The sequence below is a fragment of the Pseudomonas sp. BIGb0164 genome (assembly GCF_024810135.1).
In the GTDB taxonomy this organism is placed as follows: Bacteria; Pseudomonadota; Gammaproteobacteria; order Pseudomonadales; family Pseudomonadaceae; genus Aquipseudomonas.
Genome location: NZ_JANUEA010000009.1, coordinates 84,099 through 101,508, shown reverse-complemented (window position 1 = coordinate 101,508; position 17,410 = coordinate 84,099). Strand labels below are relative to the sequence as shown.

The 17,410-nt window shown below is 61.8% G+C and carries 13 protein-coding genes and 2 pseudogenes; 4 read left to right on the top strand and 11 right to left on the bottom strand.

Going from position 1 to position 17,410, the window contains the following annotated elements:
* Nucleotides 1-33: 33 nt before the first annotated feature.
* From M2394_RS22765 to M2394_RS22755, 3 genes are read right to left on the bottom strand one after another with little or no spacing between them, the layout of a single operon-like run.
* Nucleotides 34-1,131 (bottom strand): DUF1513 domain-containing protein, encoded by a 1,098-nt coding sequence (locus M2394_RS22765; protein WP_259174790.1) that lies wholly within the window; start codon nt 1,129-1,131, stop codon nt 34-36.
* Nucleotides 1,132-1,133: 2 nt separating this feature from the next.
* Nucleotides 1,134-2,198 (bottom strand): imelysin family protein, encoded by a 1,065-nt coding sequence (locus tag M2394_RS22760; protein ID WP_176994361.1) that lies wholly within the window; start codon nt 2,196-2,198, stop codon nt 1,134-1,136.
* Between the two features lie 31 nt (nt 2,199-2,229).
* Nucleotides 2,230-3,657 (bottom strand): di-heme oxidoredictase family protein, encoded by a 1,428-nt coding sequence (locus M2394_RS22755; RefSeq protein ID WP_259174666.1) that lies wholly within the window; start codon nt 3,655-3,657, stop codon nt 2,230-2,232.
* 139 nt (nt 3,658-3,796) lie between these two features.
* Between M2394_RS22755 and M2394_RS22750 the strand changes: the two genes are divergently transcribed.
* The gene (locus M2394_RS22750) at nt 3,797-4,360 is read left to right on the top strand and encodes an NAD(P)H nitroreductase (protein WP_178921711.1); all 564 of its coding nucleotides are present in this window, start codon (nt 3,797-3,799) and stop codon (nt 4,358-4,360) included.
* Between the two features lie 120 nt (nt 4,361-4,480).
* On the opposite strand, the pseudogene M2394_RS30560 reads toward M2394_RS22750, so the two are convergent.
* The 8 genes and pseudogenes from M2394_RS30560 to gap form a co-directional block, all read right to left on the bottom strand.
* Nucleotides 4,481-5,011 (bottom strand): annotated as a pseudogene (locus tag M2394_RS30560) (methyl-accepting chemotaxis protein); the annotation flags it as partial.
* Nucleotides 5,012-5,386: 375 nt separating this feature from the next.
* Nucleotides 5,387-6,424, bottom strand: a pseudogene (locus M2394_RS30555) (chemotaxis protein); the annotation flags it as partial.
* Between the two features lie 334 nt (nt 6,425-6,758).
* Nucleotides 6,759-7,160: a YbaN family protein gene (locus tag M2394_RS22740; RefSeq protein ID WP_176994357.1), complete on the bottom strand. Its 402-nt coding sequence runs from the start codon at nt 7,158-7,160 to the stop codon at nt 6,759-6,761.
* Nucleotides 7,161-7,317: 157 nt separating this feature from the next.
* Nucleotides 7,318-7,926, bottom strand: coding sequence for a biliverdin-producing heme oxygenase (locus M2394_RS22735; RefSeq protein WP_259174665.1), 609 nt, complete (start codon nt 7,924-7,926; stop codon nt 7,318-7,320).
* A gap of 135 nt (nt 7,927-8,061) precedes the next feature.
* On the bottom strand, nt 8,062-10,626 hold the full coding sequence (locus tag M2394_RS22730) for a TonB-dependent receptor (RefSeq protein ID WP_178921717.1): 2,565 nt from the start codon (nt 10,624-10,626) through the stop codon (nt 8,062-8,064).
* A 115-nt stretch (nt 10,627-10,741) separates the two neighbouring features.
* Complete coding sequence (locus tag M2394_RS22725) at nt 10,742-11,710, bottom strand: FecR domain-containing protein (RefSeq protein ID WP_259174664.1); 969 nt, start codon at nt 11,708-11,710, stop codon at nt 10,742-10,744.
* A gap of 74 nt (nt 11,711-11,784) precedes the next feature.
* The gene (locus tag M2394_RS22720) at nt 11,785-12,303 is read right to left on the bottom strand and encodes an RNA polymerase sigma factor (RefSeq protein ID WP_259174663.1); all 519 of its coding nucleotides are present in this window, start codon (nt 12,301-12,303) and stop codon (nt 11,785-11,787) included.
* A gap of 195 nt (nt 12,304-12,498) precedes the next feature.
* The gene (gene gap / locus M2394_RS22715; protein WP_259174662.1) at nt 12,499-13,500 is read right to left on the bottom strand and encodes a type I glyceraldehyde-3-phosphate dehydrogenase; all 1,002 of its coding nucleotides are present in this window, start codon (nt 13,498-13,500) and stop codon (nt 12,499-12,501) included.
* A gap of 221 nt (nt 13,501-13,721) precedes the next feature.
* Here gap and edd point away from each other — a divergent pair, with 221 nt between their 5' ends.
* The 3 genes from edd to M2394_RS22700 all read left to right on the top strand — a co-directional run bounded on the left by edd (nt 13,722) and on the right by M2394_RS22700 (nt 17,389).
* The gene (gene edd, locus M2394_RS22710) at nt 13,722-15,548 is read left to right on the top strand and encodes a phosphogluconate dehydratase (RefSeq protein WP_178921722.1); all 1,827 of its coding nucleotides are present in this window, start codon (nt 13,722-13,724) and stop codon (nt 15,546-15,548) included.
* The gene (locus M2394_RS22705) at nt 15,545-16,501 is read left to right on the top strand and encodes a glucokinase (protein ID WP_178921724.1); all 957 of its coding nucleotides are present in this window, start codon (nt 15,545-15,547) and stop codon (nt 16,499-16,501) included. The genes edd and M2394_RS22705 overlap by 4 nt, the downstream gene beginning before the upstream one ends.
* A gap of 153 nt (nt 16,502-16,654) precedes the next feature.
* Nucleotides 16,655-17,389, top strand: a complete 735-nt coding sequence (locus M2394_RS22700; protein WP_176994349.1) for a response regulator — start codon at nt 16,655-16,657, stop codon at nt 17,387-17,389.
* The last annotated feature ends 21 nt before the right edge of the window (nt 17,390-17,410 follow it).

Sequence of the window (17,410 nt, the reverse complement as noted above, 5' to 3'; positions counted from 1 at the left end):
GAGGCCCTTTTTTTTGCCTTGAATAACCGGGCGTCAGACCAGGTGCAGGTGGTTGTCCCAAAGCCCGGCCGGCAGCTCCAGTGGTTTGGCCACCAGCTGTTTCTGGCGGCAGTCGTAGAAACGGCAGCGCCCCTGGCCTGAGGTGACGACAAACCCATCGGCCACCGCACCCACGCCGGCACAATCAGGCAGCGGCCCATCCAGACGCAATTCGCCGCTGTCCATGTCCCAGATAAAGAAGCGATTGCCTCGCGGTGCGGTCAGCGCTACCAGGCGCAGCTCACTGTGTACCGCAACGCTTGCGGTGTAGTGCCCCATGGCCTGCAATTGCTCATCAGCCACCGGGAACGCCACGAACGGTTGCCCTGGACGCTTGATCGCCAGCAGCTCGGAACGCTCCTGGGACGGCCCCATGAACTGCTGCCCAGTGAGGATGGTGCCATCGCTGGCGATCCCCATATGCCGCACGCTGTTCATCTGCTGGCCGAGGGTTTCCTTGCTGATCAGCGTCCCGTCGCGGTGCATCAGCACCAGGCTCGGCTCCATGGCGTTGAGGTTCATCTCCACCCGGCTTTCGGCTTCGGTGCGAATACCGCCGTTGGCTACCACCAGGGTTTCGCCGTCGGGCATCCAGGACACTTGGTGCGGGCCTATGCCATGGGTGGAGAGCTCACCCGTGTGCACCAGGCGCTCACCTTCGGACCTGTACACACCGAGTAGGCCACGGCCGGGGTCGGACGTGTCGTTTTCGGTGGCGTACAGCCAGTCGCCGCTCTTGTGGATGACCGCGTGGCCATAGAAGTGGCGGTTGGCCTTGGAGGTGATGGTTTGCAGCAGCGTGCCATCACGCAGGTCGATCAAGTAACTCTCGGTGCCCGGGCGACGGGCGACAAACAGCGCAATCGGCAGCGTCGGATGGTTGATGATGTCGTGGCAGCGCTGGCCGACCTGGGTGGCAAACACTGGCTTGCCGTCCAGGCGGTAACCCACGGCATAGTGCTTGCCGTCCGCATCATCGCGCGCCGACAACAGCAGCGGGCCCTTGTCTTTGCTTTTAAACAGCGTCCAGCCACCCAATGTGATTGCACTGAGCAGTACGCTGCCAACGGCCAAAGCCTGTCGCCTGAGCATCATCAGTCACCGTCGTTGGCGTTAAAGCCCAGTTGAATGCCCAGCGCCTTGGCCAGCTCGCCTTCGTGCAGGCGGTGGACGACGTTGAGGCTGTCGTAGAGGTCGTTGAGTTGCTGGCGCCCGGCATCGTCGGCCAGCAATTCGTTGAGGGTGCGCTGGTTGCTGGCGAACAGCTTGAGGGACGCGGCGTAAGCGGCGTCGATCTTGTCGGCCAACGGCTTCTGGTCCGACGGCAACAGGCCACGCAGGCCCTTGTTGTCGACACCGACCCACACGGTCTGGGCGGCGGCCAGGCTGGCTTCGAGGCTTTGCAGGGATGACTCGCTGCGCCAGGCATCGGCCTGGAACGGCTGCGGGATGCCCTTGGTCTGGCGGCCCATCGGCGTGCCGAGTTTTTTCTTCAGAGTGTCCAGCGCGGTTACCTGGACACGCAGCAGATCGGCAATGGCTTCATGGGAATCGGCGTAGCGCTGGTTCGGAAACTTGGTCATCTGCGCCAGCATGCCGTCGGTGCTGTTCCAGCTGGCCAAAATCTCCTCGGCCAGGGCTTTCTGGCGCTCGCCAATGGCCACCAACAGCGGGCAGTAACGGGCCTTCTGGGCTTCGTCGGCGACGTCGGTCTTGGCGTCGTAGAGGATGTATTCGTAGGCCGACAGGCCTTGTACCACGACGCTGGATTTGGCCAGCGCAGCGCCATCGATCTGTGGCTGGGCGGTGACCAGCTGTTCAACCTGGCGACCGACCAGGTTTTTCTTGTCCGGCCAGAACTGCACCTGCCACGAACGGTTGCCTTCGGCCAGCGGGCCGATCAACAGCGGTTGCAGCTCGGCCCAGGCTTTTTGTGCATGCAGGAAGTCGGCACGGGCGGTTTCCAGGCTTTCCTTGCCCTGGCAGTAGGCGAGGGCGCTGACGGCCAGTTGACGGTCGGCTTCGACCCAGCGGCTGTAGGTCGGCAGGATCACTTGCTTGGCGATGGCCGCCGAGGTCACGGCCTGCGGGTCTTGTGGCGAGCAGGCGCCCAGTGCGAGGGCGGCCAGGCTGGTGAACAACAACTTGGGACGGAACATGTAGAGCTCCCTTCTGTAATTGGGGCAACGCTTATAAGGAATTCAAGAACGCCAGCAACGCAGCGCGCTGCTCGGCATTAAACGTCAGCACATGCTGCTGCGCCGCGTGGGCTTCACCGCCATGCCACAGCACGGCTTCGAGCAGGTTGCGCGCGCGACCGTCATGCAAAAACTGGGTGTGGCCACTCACGGTTTGCGTCAGGCCAATACCCCACAGCGGCGTGGTGCGCCAATCTCGGCCACCGGCCTTGAATTCGCTGCGGTTGTCGGCCAGGCCTTCGCCCATGTCGTGCAACAACAGGTCGCTGTAGGGGTGGATCACCTGATTGGCCAGCTCGGGCTCGGCGGCAGTCGCGGCCGTGGTGAACGTCGGCGTGTGACAACCCTGGCAGCCTGCCTGGTAAAACAGGTTCTTGCCGGCCAGCACCTGTGGCGTGTTGACGCCTCGGCGTGCGGGTACGGCGAGGTTGCGCGTGTAGAACAGCACCAGGCGCAGGATGTTGTCGCTGACTTCCGGTTCGCCATCCGGGCCATTGCCGTTGGGCGCCTGTTTGCAGGCGACTTGTGCATCGGTGCAGTCATCAAAGGGTCTCAGGGACGTGGTGAGGCCCATATCACCAGAGAACGCGTGAACATTTTGTTGATTGAGGTTTGGCTGCCCGGCTTTCCAGCCAAAACGCCCGAGGACGGTGGTGTGCTGGGCGTCGTCCCACACCCAGTTGGCGCGGCCGACGAGGGCTTCCTTGTCGGCGGTTTTCGGGTCGGTATTGCGCAGGATGTCGGCGTCGCTGATGGCTTCCAGCAGCCCCAGGCCGATCATGGGCGGCGCGATCCGCGCGGAAAAAAGTGTGTCTGGATGCATCGGGCCGTAGCCGAGCCCGGTGATTTGCAGGTTCGGCTTGCGCAACTCGACCACCGTACCGTCCTTGAACCTGACGTTGACCGGTGTGTAGTCCACCCGCACTTTGCCTTCCGGTGCCACGCCGGGTACGGCCATGTCCTGCAGTTGCCCGCCGTAGACCGGCTCGGGGACCACGCCGATCTGTTCGATGACCTTGGCATAGGCCGGCGTGCCCGGGATCGACAGGCGCACCAGCATCGACACCGCGTTGGGCGCGTCGGGCAGTGGCGGATGGCCACGGCCGTCCTTGATATGGCAGTTCTGGCAGGCATTGGTGTTGAACAGCGGGCCCAGGCCGTCCCGCGCAGTGGTGGTGGACGGCGCGATCACCCACGGGCTGCGAAAGAAGCTATTGCCGACGCTGAAGTCGAGGCGGCGGGTAGGGGGCAGGTTGGCCGAGGGCAGGGAAAACGCGTTCTGGTCGCGCTTGTTCACCGTCGTGGCGCCACCGCTGCGCGATTCACCCGGCTCGGCCTTGGTGAAGCGAGGGGCGTCATCGCAGGCCGTGAGGCTCAAGGCCATCAATGCTGCGGACAGGCGAAAAAGCGAACGGAACATCGAGTTTCCTGAACGGCGGCTGAAAATAAGGTCGCAAAGTCTAACAGGGCGGGGCGGATTGAATAAGAGCAATTATCGTTTGGTCCAATCCGATTCAATCCCGCTAGAATGGCCGCACATTTTTCTCTGGAGGTGGCCAATGCAGGCTCTCGACGCTTTGCTCAACCGTGTTTCCGTGCCGCGTTTGCTGGAGCCGGCGCCGACCCAGGAGCAGCGCGACGTGCTGTTCGCCGCCGCCATGCGCGCGCCTGACCACGGCCAACTGCGCCCTTGGCGTTTCCTTACGGTAGAAGGCGCCGCCCGCGAGCAGATGGGGACGTTGCTGGCCGAGGCCGCCCGTCTGCAAGACGCCGACGCACCGCAGGCGGTGATCGACAAGGCCCAGAACGGCCCGCTGCGCGCGCCGTTGGTAGTGGTGGTGATTGCCCGGTTGCAGGAGCACTTCAAGGTGCCCAAGTCCGAGCAGCTGCTGGCCGCCGCCTGTGCAGCCCACGGCATCCTGCTGGCCGCGTACGCCCAGGGCATCGGTGCGGTGTGGCGCACCGGTGAATTGTCCTACTCGGCCCACGTCGCCAAAGGCTTGGGGCTGACGGCGGATGAGGAAGTGATTGGCTTCCTGTACCTGGGCACGCCGCAGAACCCGCCACGTACGGCGGCCAAAGAAGACGTAGCAGCGTTCGTCCAGGCCTGGCCCGGGCGTTAATCCGTAGGAGCCGGCTTGCTGGCGATAGCGGTGTGTCAGCCAATAGAGTCATTGCTGACCCACCGTCATCGCGGGCAAGCCCGGCTCCCACAGGGTTTAGCGTGGGGTTGGCGTAAGCGGTCAGACCTTGAACTGGTCCATCAGCGCCATCTGCTGAGTCGCCAGGGCATTGAGTTGGCTGCTGATGGCCGCCGACTCGGTGGCCTGGCCGGTGAGGGTTTCGGTGACGGTGCGGATCGCCGAGACGTTGCGGTTGACCTCTTCGGCCACGGCGCTCTGTTGCTCGGCGGCGCTGGCGATCTGCAGGTTCATGTCGCTGATCACCGTCACCGCATCGCTGATCTTGCCCAGGGCCTGCACCGCTTGATGGATCTGCCCGGCATTGCTTTGCGCCTGGCTCTGGCTGGAGTGCATGGTTGCCACCACCCCTCGGGTGCCGGTCTGGATGCGTTCGATCACCAGGCGGATTTCCTCCACGGAATCCTGGGTACGCTTGGCCAGGTTGCGCACTTCGTCGGCCACCACTGCAAACCCCCGGCCGCTTTCCCCGGCGCGTGCGGCTTCGATGGCGGCATTCAGCGCCAACAGGTTGGTCTGCTCGGCGATGCTGCGGATCACTTCCAGCACCGAACCGATCTGCTCGCTGTTCACGGCCAGGGCTTCAACTTCGCTCACCGCTTTGCTGACTTCTTCGGCCAGGGTGGTGATGTCACGTGTGCTCTGCTCAATGATCGACATGCCTTCACGTGCCGACTGGTCAGCCCCTCGCGCCGCACTGGCTGCATTGGATGCGCTGTTGGCCACGTCGTGGGCGGTGGCGCTCATCTCGTTGGACGCGGTGGCCACCTGGTCGATCTCCCGGAACTGCACCTGCATGCCTTCGCTGGTCTGGCGTGCGATGGCCGAAGACTGGTCGGCGGTACCGCGCGCCTCGGTGATGCTTTGCTTGATCTGCGCGATGGTCGGTTGCAGCTTGTCGAGGAAACGGTTGAACCAGTTGGCCAGTTCGCCTAGTTCATCCTTCTTGGCGTAGGCCAGGCGCTGGGTGAGGTCGCCTTCGCCGCTGGCGATGTTCTTGAGCATGGCCGCCACGTTGTTGATCGGGCGGGTGACGCCGGTTGCGGTCAGCCAGATCAGCAGCAGGCCGAGCAGACCGGCAGCAGCGCCCACCAGCAAGGCTTTGAGGGTACCGCTGGCCTGGGCTTGATCAAGCACGTGTTGGAGTTTCACGGAGTCGGCCAACATTACCTGTTTTGGCAGTTTAATCACTACGCCCCAGGCTTTTGCATCGGCAATGGGCCTGACTGAGTAAACCGCACGAATTGTATCGCCTTGTTCACGGTTGACGTGGCTGTCACTGGCCAGCAACTGCACGATTTCCTTGCCTTCGGCGCCGATAGTGTCGATCAGGTTTTTGCCGACCTTGTCCGGCTGGCCGCTATACGCCGCGATCAGGCCGGTGCTGGACAGGATCTCCAGGTGCGCCGCGCCATCAAACAGTTCTTTTTGTGCCGCATCCGTCACTGCTTGCAGGGTGTTGAGGGCGATGTCGATACCGACCACGCCGATGACTTTGCCGTCCACGATCAGCGGTAAGGCAATGGTGGTCATCAGCATTTGCTTGCCGGCCACTTCATCGGCGTAGGGGTCCAGCAAGCAAACCTTGCGCGTGTCCCGTGGGCAGGTGTACCAGATGTTGTAGGGCGTGCCGCTGAGGTTGGGGGTGGTCTTGGTCAGGTCCTCTTCGACCATGATGGTGTTCAGGCCGTCGCCACCGGCGCGGCTCCAGTAGCTGGAGAAACGGCCTTTTTCGTTGGACACGCGGGCCTTGTCGTCGACGAATTCGCTGTCCTTGCCATCCAGTCCATTGGGTTCGAATGAGAGCCAGATACCCAGCACTTTGCTATTGCGCTCAAATGTGGTCTTGAGGCTCTGGTTGAGTTCTTCTCGCAACGCGCCAGGCTCCAGCGAACGCTTGGCCGCCAGGGCGCGCAAATCCTTGACCTGGTCGGCGAGGGCGGTCACCACCAGCAGGTTTTCGCCAAAGGTTTTCTGCAACAGCATGGCCTGTTCGGCGGCTTTGGATTGCAGCAGGCTCTGCACGCTGTTGGTGAGCATTCGCGAGCTTGAGTCGCTGATCAGGTGATCGTTCTGGTCGGTTTCGTAGAGGTTGATGCTGATGATCAGCGCGATCACACCCAACAGGCAAAGGCCTGATAGCAGCACTATTTTCAAGCGAATGGAGAGGGTGTCGAACATAGGTTCACTCACGAATGGACTTATTGGAAGGCACGCAGTGCAGGCCAAGTCCATTCAGCGCTATGTCTGAAACATCGGCGTCATGATTCAATTCATGAGAGAGAGGCGATGAGCGGTAGGAGAAACCCTACACGCAGCATTATACAGGGGCTGCAAGCCGTTCCGGACGTGACCAGATCCACAGGTTGCCCAGGCTCATCCCGGCAATGGCCAGGTACACCGGCCAGCCGTGTTCGAGCATCACCAGCATCAAGACGGCGCAGACCAACATGCTGATGGTGGCGCTGATTTTGGCGCGGCGCGCAATGATCTTGCCGTTGCGCCAGTTGAACAGGATCGGCCCGAACAGCCGGTGGTTTTCCAGCCAGGCGCTCAGGCGCGGCGAACTTTTGGTAGCGGCCCAGGCAGCGAGCAGGATGAATTCGGTGGTGGGCAAACCCGGGATGACAATCGCCACCAACCCAATGCCCAGGCTGACATAGGCCAGCAGGCCGAAGAGGATCTGCGCGATTTTCGAGGTGGATTGGGTTTTGCCGGTCATATGTGGGGGTATCACAGAAAATCTATTTGAAATGAGATCTAAATGTGGGAGCGGGCTTGCATCGCGAATGCGGTGTGTCAGCCAATGCATTTTTGCCTGATCCACCGCATTCGCGAGCAAGCCCGCTCCCACAGGGTTATCGCATTTCAGCCAAAGATCAGGCGAGTTCAGGGGCGCTAGCGTACGCCTGTTCGAGCAGCACGGTGAAGCGCACGAACGCGTCGATTGCACCTTTTTCCACCGCCGCTTCTTCTTCTGCGCTGAACTCCAGGCCGTCGAGGGTGCGGGTAAAGCTCTTCCAGCCTTCAGCACGGCCACCGGCCGGTTCGCCAAGGTGGCGGGCGCCGAAGGTTTCGCTCAGGCCCAGACCCACGGCGCGCTTGATCAGGAACGCAGCGCCCAGCTTGGAGCCTTCGGACACAAACAACCAGCCCAGGGCTTCGGCTTTGCTCGGGTTTTTAACCGCGCCGGCAACGGGGGCCGGTACGTCGGTATCCAGGTCGCCCAGGTCCAGTTTGGCGGCTTCGGCGCGGCAGCGTGCGGCAAGGTCCGGGACAATTTTGATGAGTTCGGCGTCGTTGTACAGGGCTACGAGTTCTGATTGGAACAGGTACTGGGCCACCACGAAGCGGGCGAAGTTGGCCTGGGTTTCAAATGGCGCGTGAGCCTTGACCAGGGCGTCGAGCTTGGTGTGTGGCTCGTTGGTGATCTGGTTCAGGCGCTGGGAGCGCAGGCTTGGGCGTTCTGCGGTAGGGGAAGCGGTCATTGGGAAAGTCCTTGAGAAGGGTAGCGCCTTGTGGCTCTAAAGAGAGCTGTTATCAACTAGACGAACAAGAAGACGCGGCACAGTAAAAAATCCTCACCCCGCCGGTGAAATTCCGGCGGGGTGAGGCGGGTGTTATCAGATGTCCCAGATCAGGTTGATCGCGAAGTTGCGGCCCGGCTGGGTCAGGCGGTCAAGGTTGGCGGGTGCGGTCACGCCAGCTTCACCGACACTGTCGTAGCTGCGCACGTCATCCCAGTTCCAGTACTTCTTGTCGGTCAGGTTGTAGACGCCACCGTTGATGGTCACGTCGTCTGTGACTTTGTAGAAGGCGGTCAGGTCGAGAACGCCGAAGCCCGGCGTCTTGAAGGGCGCGCTGGTGCTGCCATCGGGGGCGTGGAAGGTAGTGCTGTCCACACGGTTCTGCTTTTTCACCAGGGTCCAGCTCAGCAGACCGCCGTAGTTGTCCTGGTCGTAGCCCAGGCCGAACACGCCTTTGAGCGGGTTGACGCTGTTGAGCGGCTCGCCGTTGTCGTCGTTGCGGCCATAGGTGTAGCCGACCGAACCCTGGGTGTAGAGGCCTTGTGGTGCGCCGAACGCATCGAGGTTCAGGCGGCCCTTGGCTTCGATGCCCTTGATGGTGGCGTGCTTGATGTTGTTGGCTTCGAACTGCTGCACGGTACCGCCGGCGACCGAGGCGTCTTCGTCAATGAAGTCGCGGTATTTGTTGTAGAACACGGCGATGTCGAACGAACCTTCGTCGAAGTTGCCGCGAATCCCGGTTTCAATGCCTTTGCTGGTTTCCGGCTTGAGGTTCGGGTTGGGCTCGACGGTGTAGCCCTGGTTCAGGTTTTCGAAACGGCCGTACAGCGCTTTCGCCGAGGGTGTGCGGAACCCTTCGGCGTATTGGCCGAACCAGGTGTAATGGTCGGTCAGCGCGTAGGTCAGGCCGAACTTGGGTGTGACCCGGTGCCAGGTTTTGTCGGCGTCGCTGTGGTCGTAGATCCGCGTTGGGTCAACGGTGTTGAGGAACTCTTCGGTCAGCTTGGGCTTGAGCTGGGTGTAGTCGTAACGTACGGCCGGCAGGAAGGTCCATTTGTTCCAGGTGATCTGGTCTTGGGCGAACAGCGAATAGGTGTTGATGGTCGGGTCCGGGAAGTCGCTGGCCTTTTTCACGCTGTCGCTGGCCTGTGGGCTCGGTGCGCCAATCGCCGTGCAACCGCCGCCGACGGCCAGGCAGGTCGCGCCGCCTTCGCGGGAGCCGGTGACTTTTTGTTGTTTCAGGGTGGTGCCGTAGGTCACCTGGTGATCGGTTTCGCCGATGCTGAAGGCCTTGTCCAACTGCGCGTCGAACACCCACTGTTTTTCTTCATACAGGGTTTCGCGGGTGCGCAATACGCGGCGCGAGGGTTGGTAGATCTCAGCGGTGGTCTGGTCGGTCTTGGCGATCTGATAGTTGAGGCTGGTCTTGATGTGATCGGCAATCGGCGAGTCGAGGGCAAAGCGGTTTTCAATGGCGAAACGTTCGCGGGTGATGGTGTCGTTACCTGAACGCGCACGATAGAAGTTGAAGCCGCGACCGCCGGTGAACGGACCGCCCACGGCGTTTTTCAGGTTGACGTCGCGGTCATCCTTGAACTTCTCGTAGGTCAGGCCCAGGCGGTTGTCGTCCCCGTAGTTCCAACCCAGTTTGGCCAGCACGTTGGTGGTGCGCGCATCCTCCGGGTTGGCGCCAGTGCGGGCCAGGCCGGTGGCGTTGTTGCCGTCATAGGATTCCATTTCATGACCGTTGCGCTGGCTCAGGTGCAGCAAGCCGTCGAAGTCCTGCACGCGACCGGCGACGGTGCCGGAGGTCAGCCAGCTGTCGTCGGCCGAGCTGTAGCCGGTTTTCAGGCGGGCGCCGTAGTCCTGGCCGGGCTTGATGATGTCATCCGGGTCGAGGGTGAAATAGCTGACGGCGCCGCCGATGGCGCTGCTGCCGTACAGGGCCGAGGCAGGGCCACGCAGGATTTCCACGCGCTTGACGATTTCCGGGTCGACATAGTTGCGACGGGTCTTGGCGTAGGGGCCGTTGAAGAAATTGTCCGGCACTTCGACGCCGTCGACCTGGGTGAGAATGCGGTCGCCGTCGATGCCGCGAATGTTGTAGCCCGCATTGCTGGCGCGGGTACCGGCACCGCCGACCGAGATGTTGGGCTCGTAGCGCACCAGTTCGCGAATGGTGTTCACGTTGTCGCGGTCCAGGTCCTGGCGATCATGCACGGTGACGGTGCTGGGCACGCTGCTCACGTCCTGCTCGGTACGGGTGGCACTGATGGTCACCTGCTGCAGGTTGAGGGCGCTGCCGGCGGCACGCTTTTCCAGCACGATGTTGTTGTTGCCCAGTTTGCGATAGCTCAGGTTGGTCCCCACCAACAAGCGATCCAGGGCCTTTTCCGGCGACAGCGGGCCGCGCACGCCAGGGGACGACACACCCTGGCCCAGCTCGGCGGGCAGGCCGACTTGCCAGCCGGTCACCGCGGTGAATGCGTTCAATGCCGAGACCAGCGGCTGTTGTTCGATACTGAAGTTGTAGTTGCCGTGGCTGCGCGCGGCCGGTTCGGTGGCCGTGGCGGCCATCACGGGCGTTGCGGCCAGCAGGATGGCGGCGGTCAGCAAGGACAGGACGGGCGAAGAAGACCGGCGATTGAAACAAGAGGACATCGAGAGCGCTCCGGGGTACGAATCTTATAGTTGCGAACCGAACCAAATAGGAATCAGTTGCATTGGCTAAGACGAGACGTACCACCGACAGCTATCGAGTAAAAATAATTCTCATTTAGTTCAGGATGACCAGCGCGGGGTATTCCGAGAGCTTGGCCGAGGTGATGTGGGCCAGGGAGCGCACCACGTCCAGCGGCTGGTCGAGGCGGTAGTTGCCGGTGACCGCGACACTGGCGAGCTTGTCGTTGTTATTGACGATCCAGCCCGGGTAGTAGCGGCGCAGTTCTGCGAGCACTTCGCTCATCGGGCAGTTTTCGAAAATCAGCCGGCCCTGCACCCATGCCAGGTCTTTGTTGAGGTCGAGCTTGGCCGGTTGGCCGAAGCCTTTGGGGCCGATACGGATGCTTTCACCAGCGCTCAGGCGTACACGGGCATCGTCGAAGGTGTTGCTCAGGTCGACATCGCCGCGCTGTACCTGCACCTGGGCTTCGCCATTGAGGTAGCGCACGGCGAAGGAGGTGTCGCGCACGCTCGCACGCACCGGGCCGGCGTCGATTTCCAGCGGCAGGCCACGGTTGGGCACCACCTCGAAAAACGCCTCGCCCTGATACAGGCGCGCGATGCGCTGGTGATCCTTGATGCTGCTGGAAAAGGCCGAGTTGGTGTTCAGCAGTACTTTGGAGCCATCGTCCAGTTGCAGGCGCTGGCGCTCACCCACCACGGTGAGGTGATCAGCCTGCAGGCGCACGGGCAGGTTGCTGAAGCTGAACAGGCCGATCAGCAGCACGGCGGCGGTGGCCAGGGGTTTCCAGTGCGGTTTGATCCGGCGCCAGGCCGACGGTTTGCGCGGTGCTGCCAGGGCCACGGCGGCGCTGTATACCGGCGCGCCACCCCAGGCGGCCTGGGCCTTGGCGAAAGCGTGAACGTGTGCAGGGTCTTTGGCCAGCCAGGCCTCGAACTCGGCCTGTTGCCCGGGTTGCGGGCATTGCAAGGCGATCAGCCAGTCGAGGGCCTGGTCCATAGCCACGTCTTGCAGCACCTCATGAGCCAGCTCATGGGGGCGCAGTTTATTCGGGTCCGTCACGGTGTTCCTCGGGTCTTCGCCACGTTTTATTCATCTTTCCTACAGCCTGGATCGACCTATCTGTCGGGTGAAGCTTAAGGCTGATCCAGCCGTTCGGCCACACCTACACAGATGGCCATGATCAATTTCAGTTCCTTTTGCACCGTGCTCAAGGACACGTCGAGCTGATCGGCAATCTCCTGATAGCTGCAGCCGTGCAGGCGACTGAGGATAAAGATCTGCTGCTGGCGGGCGCTCAACTGGCCGAGGCTGACGCTCAGGTGCTCAAGCAATTGCTCGGCCTGGGTGGCGTCTTCCGGGGTGCTGGTGGGGGCGGCGACGCTTTGCAGGATGTCCAGCGGCACATCTTCCTGCAGGGTGCGAGCCTGGATCCTGCGCGAACGCAGGTGATCCAGCGCCAGGTTGCGCGCGGTTTGATAGACGAAAGGTTCAAGGTGATCGATGGGCCGCTCGCTCAGGGCCCGGGTGACGCGCAGGTAGGTTTCCTGCAACAGGTCCTCGGCGGTGCTGTGGTTGTTCACCATCCGCTGCAAGGTGCGTAGCAGAATCACCCGTTGGGTGAGAAAGACTTGGTTGAAGCGAGATTGGCTCACAGTGATACCAGACCGATTTGCAGTGAATGATAATGCTTATCATCAACTCAAATGGCAAGTGGCACTTTGAACGGATTTGCGCAGGACAAAGGTGGGAGCGGGCTTGCTCGCGAATGCATCACCTCGGTATTCAGACGAACCGAGGTGCCTGTATTCGCGAGCAAACCCGCTCCCACACAAGCCTGCCCTACGGGATTATTCTGCGTTGCACAGCGCCAGGCAGTTATCCAGCATGCGGTTGGAGAAGCCCCACTCGTTGTCGTACCAGGCGAGCACTTTCAGCAACTTGCCGCTGACCTTGGTGTGATTGGCATCGAAAATCGACGACAGCGGGTTGTGGTTGAAGTCGCTCGAAACCAGCGGCAGGGTGTTGTAGCCGAGGATCTTCGAATGCTGGCTGGCTTCCTTGAGCAGTGCGTTGACTTCTTCGGCCGTGGCGTCTTTTTTCAGGGTGACGGTGAGGTCCACCAGCGACACGTTGATCACCGGTACACGCACGGCCATGCCGGTCAGCTTGCCGGCCAGTTCCGGCAGCACCAGGCCCACGGCTTCGGCGGCGCCGGTCTTGCTCGGGATCATGTTCTGGGTGGCCGAACGCGCACGGTACGGGTCGGTGTGGTAGACGTCGGTCAGGTTCTGGTCGTTGGTGTAGGCGTGAATGGTGGTCATCAGGCCGCTTTCGATGCCCAGCTCACGGTGCAGCACCTGCGCCACAGGCGCCAGGCAGTTGGTGGTGCACGACGCGTTGGAGATGATCTGGTGGGATTGACGCAGAGTGTCATGGTTAACCCCATAAACCACGGTGGCATCAGCGCCCTTGGCAGGTGCGGAGATGATCACCTTGCGCGCACCAGCGGTAATATGGGCGGCAGCTTTGTCACGGTCGGTGAACAGGCCGGTGCATTCGAACACCACGTCGATTTTGTGCGCCGCCCAGGGCAGTTCGGCCGGGTTGCGAATGGCGCTGACGGCGATCCGGTCACCGTTGACGGTCAGGCTTTCCTGATCGTGGGCGACCTCTGCTTCGAAAGTGCCATGCACGGTGTCGTACTTGAGCAGGTGGGCATTGATTGCGCTGTCACCCAAATCATTGATGGCGACGATCTGCAAATCCTGACGGTAGCCTTGGGTATACAGTGCGCGCAGGACATTACGGCCGATACGGCCAAAACCATTGATTGCGATACGAAGAGTCATTGGAAAGTGCCTGTCGTCGATTTGTTGTAAGAATTACAAGATTATTCGCATAAAAATAGAAAACAAGCCTTTTTAGTGGCAATATTTTGTTCAATCTACAACGAGTGACCTGAATCAACTGGTCCGATTGGTCAAGTAACACCCTGCCAACCTCTTCACGGCGGGCGTTTGACCAGCATAGACACTCAGGTCGCCACATCCGTTAGCCTGGAGTTCTACACATGCATCCCCGCGTCCTTGAGGTCACCGAACGGCTCATCGCCCGCAGCCGCGCCACCCGCGAGGCCTACCTTGCGCTCATTCGCGGCGCCGCCAGCGACGGTCCGATGCGCGGTAAGCTGCAATGCGCCAACTTTGCCCACGGCGTGGCCGGTTGCGGCACTGAAGATAAAAATAGCCTGCGCATGATGAATGCCGCCAACGTGGCAATTGTTTCGTCATATAACGACATGCTCTCGGCGCACCAGCCCTACGAACATTTCCCTGAACAGATCAAGAAAGCCCTGCGCGAAGTCGGCTCGGTCGGCCAGTTCGCCGGCGGCACCCCCGCCATGTGCGACGGCGTGACCCAGGGCGAGCCCGGTATGGAGCTGAGCCTGCTCAGCCGTGAGGTCATCGCCATGTCCACGGCGGTAGCGCTGTCCCACAACATGTTCGACGCGGCGCTGATGCTGGGCATCTGCGACAAGATCGTGCCGGGCCTGATGATGGGCGCGCTGCGTTACGGTCACCTGCCGATGATCTTCGTACCGGGCGGCCCGATGCCGTCGGGTATCTCCAACAAGCAGAAAGCCGACGTGCGCCAGCGCTACGCCGAAGGCAAGGCCACCCGCGAAGAACTGCTGGAATCGGAGATGAAGTCCTACCACAGCCCGGGCACCTGCACCTTCTACGGCACCGCCAACACCAACCAGTTGCTGATGGAAGTGATGGGCCTGCACTTGCCGGGCGCCTCGTTCGTCAACCCCTACACGCCGCTGCGTGACGCGCTGACCCGTGAAGCCGCGCACCAGGTCACGCGACTGACCAAGGCCAATGGCAACTTCACGCCGATCGGCGAGATCGTCGACGAGAAGTCCATCGTCAACTCCATCGTCGCCCTCAACGCCACCGGCGGTTCCACCAACCACACCCTGCATATGCCGGCCATCGCCATGTCGGCGGGCATCATCCTCACCTGGCAGGACATGGCCGACCTCTCCGAGGTGGTGCCGACCCTGTCCCACGTGTATCCAAACGGCAAGGCCGACATCAACCACTTCCAGGCAGCGGGCGGCATGTCGTTCCTGATCCGCGAACTGCTCGAAGCCGGCCTGCTCCACGAAGACGTCAACACCGTGGCCGGCAAGGGTTTGAGCCGCTACACCCAGGAGCCGTTCCTGGTGGACGGCGAGCTGATCTGGCGCGACGGCCCTATCGAAAGCCTCGACGAAACCATCCTGCGCCCCGTGGCCCGTGCGTTCTCGCCAGAAGGCGGCTTGCGTGTGATGGAAGGCAACCTCGGCCGTGGCGTGATGAAAGTCTCGGCAGTAGCCCTTGAACACCAAGTCGTCGAAGCGCCTGCGGTAGTGTTCCAGGACCAGCAGGACCTGGCTGATGCGTTCAAGGCTGGCCAGCTGGAAAAAGATTTCGTCGCGGTGATGCGCTTCCAGGGCCCGCGCTCCAACGGCATGCCTGAACTGCACAAGATGACCCCGTTCCTCGGCGTGTTGCAGGACCGTGGTTTCAAAGTGGCCCTCGTAACTGACGGGCGTATGTCCGGCGCCTCGGGTAAGATCCCCGCCGCGATTCACGTCAATCCCGAAGCCCAGAGCGGCGGGCCGCTGGCGCGAGTGCAAGATGGCGATATCATTCGCGTCGATGGCGTTACCGGCACCTTGGAGCTTAAGGTGGACGCCGAAGAATTTGCAGCGCGCACGCCTGCCACGGGCCTGTTGGGCAATAACGTGGGGGCCGGGCGCGAGCTGTTTGCATTTATGCGCTTGGCCGCAAGCTCCGCAGAGCAGGGCGCCAGCGCCTTTACCGCTGCCTTGGAGACGCTTAAGTGAAGCTTGCGCTGGTCGGTGATATCGGGGGCACCAACGCCCGTTTTGCGTTGTGGCGGGACCAGGAACTGCATTCGATCCGCGTGCATGCCACGGCGGATCACCAAAGCCCTGAGGAGGCCATCAAGGTCTACCTCAAGGAAGAAGGCCTGGAAATCGGGGACATCGGTGCGGTGTGCCTGTCAGTCGCCGGGCCGGTGAGCGGGGATGAATTTAAATTCACCAACAATCACTGGCGCCTGAGCAAGACTGCGTTTTGCAAAACCCTGCAGGTGGATGAGCTGCTGCTGGTCAACGACTTCTCGGCCATGGCCCTGGGCATGACCCGCCTCAAGCCGGACGAATTCCGCGTGGTCTGCGAAGGCACGCCGGAACCGTTGCGCCCAGCGGTGGTGATCGGCCCGGGCACCGGCCTGGGCGTCGGCACCCTGCTGGATTTGGGTGGCGGCCGTTGGGCAGCGTTGCCGGGGGAGGGCGGCCATGTCGACCTGCCCTTGAGCAGCCCGCGTGAAACCCAGCTGTGGCAACACATCTACACTGAAATCGGCCACGTCAGCGCCGAGACCGCCTTGAGTGGTGGCGGGTTGCCGCGTGTGTACCGTGCGATTTGCGCGGTCGACGGCCATACGCCGGTGCTCGATACGCCTGAAGCCATTACTGCAGCGGGCCTGGCGGGCGACCCGGTGGCGATGGAAGTGTTGAACCAGTTCAGCATCTGGCTGGGCCGGGTGGCCGGTAACAACGTGCTGACCACCGGTGGACGCGGTGGTGTGTATATCGTGGGCGGGGTGATCCCCAGGTTTGCCGACTTCTTTATCAACAGCGGTTTTGCCAAGAGTTTCGGCGACAAGGGCTGCATGAGTGACTACTTCAAAGGCATTCCGGTGTGGTTGGTGACCGCGCCGTATTCCGGGTTGACCGGGGCTGGCGTGGCGCTCGAACAGGCATTTGCATAGTTGGTTATGGCCTCTTCGCGAGCAAGCCCGCTCCCACATTCGATCGCGTTCCAACTTTGGAATGCAGGCAAATGTGGGAGCGGGCTTGCTCGCGAAGGGGGCCTCAAGGGCAACAAATGACTTAAGCTTGGCCATAACAACAAGGAGGACCCCGTGAGCGTAATCAGTAAATCGATTCTCCTCGTCGACGACGACCAGGAAATCCGCGAATTGCTGCAAACCTACCTCAGTCGCGCCGGTTTCCAGGTGCGTGGGGTGCCGGACGGTGCGGGGTTCCGTCAGGCGATGAACGAGGCGCCCTGCGACCTGGTCATCCTTGATGTGATGTTGCCGGACGAAGACGGTTTCAGCCTTTGCCGCTGGATCCGCCAGCACCCGCGCCAGGCGCAGGTGCCGATCATCATGCTCACCGCCAGTTCCGACGAGACCGACCGCGTGATCGGCCTGGAGCTGGGCGCCGACGACTACATCGGCAAGCCGTTCAGCCCCCGTGAATTGCAGGCACGCATCAAGGCGTTGCTGCGCCGTGCCCAGTTTGGCCAGGAGCGCAGTGGCGCGGGCGATGTATTGGTCTTTGACGAATGGCGCCTGGACATGATCAGCCATCGCCTGTTCCACGTGGATGGCGAAGAGGTGATTCTCTCGGGCGCCGACTTTGCCCTGCTCAAATTGTTTCTCGACCACCCCCAACAGATTCTCGACCGCGACACCATCGGCAACGCCACCCGGGGCCGCGACCTGATGCCGCTGGACCGTATCGTCGACATGGCCGTCAGCCGCTTGCGCCAGCGCCTGCGCGATACCGAAAAACCTCCGCGACTGATCCGTACCGTGCGCGGCAGCGGTTACCAACTGGCAGCCAGCGTGGTTGCCGGCAATGCCCACTGAACATTTGACCGAACGCCGCCG

Excerpts from the sequence above, each read along its gene's own strand:
- M2394_RS22765 (WP_259174790.1), bottom strand. The coding sequence starts at position 1,131 with ATGCTCAGGCGACAGGCTTTGGCCGTTGGCAGCGTACTGCTCAGTGCA.
- M2394_RS22740 (WP_176994357.1), bottom strand. The coding sequence starts at position 7,160 with ATGACCGGCAAAACCCAATCCACCTCGAAAATCGCGCAGATCCTCTTC.
- M2394_RS22730 (WP_178921717.1), bottom strand. The coding sequence starts at position 10,626 with ATGTCCTCTTGTTTCAATCGCCGGTCTTCTTCGCCCGTCCTGTCCTTG.
- M2394_RS22760 (WP_176994361.1), bottom strand. The coding sequence starts at position 2,198 with ATGTTCCGTCCCAAGTTGTTGTTCACCAGCCTGGCCGCCCTCGCACTG.
- gap (WP_259174662.1), bottom strand. The coding sequence starts at position 13,500 with ATGACTCTTCGTATCGCAATCAATGGTTTTGGCCGTATCGGCCGTAAT.
- M2394_RS22750 (WP_178921711.1), top strand. The coding sequence starts at position 3,797 with ATGCAGGCTCTCGACGCTTTGCTCAACCGTGTTTCCGTGCCGCGTTTG.
- M2394_RS22735 (WP_259174665.1), bottom strand. The coding sequence starts at position 7,926 with ATGACCGCTTCCCCTACCGCAGAACGCCCAAGCCTGCGCTCCCAGCGC.
- edd (WP_178921722.1), top strand. The coding sequence starts at position 13,722 with ATGCATCCCCGCGTCCTTGAGGTCACCGAACGGCTCATCGCCCGCAGC.
- M2394_RS22755 (WP_259174666.1), bottom strand. The coding sequence starts at position 3,657 with ATGTTCCGTTCGCTTTTTCGCCTGTCCGCAGCATTGATGGCCTTGAGC.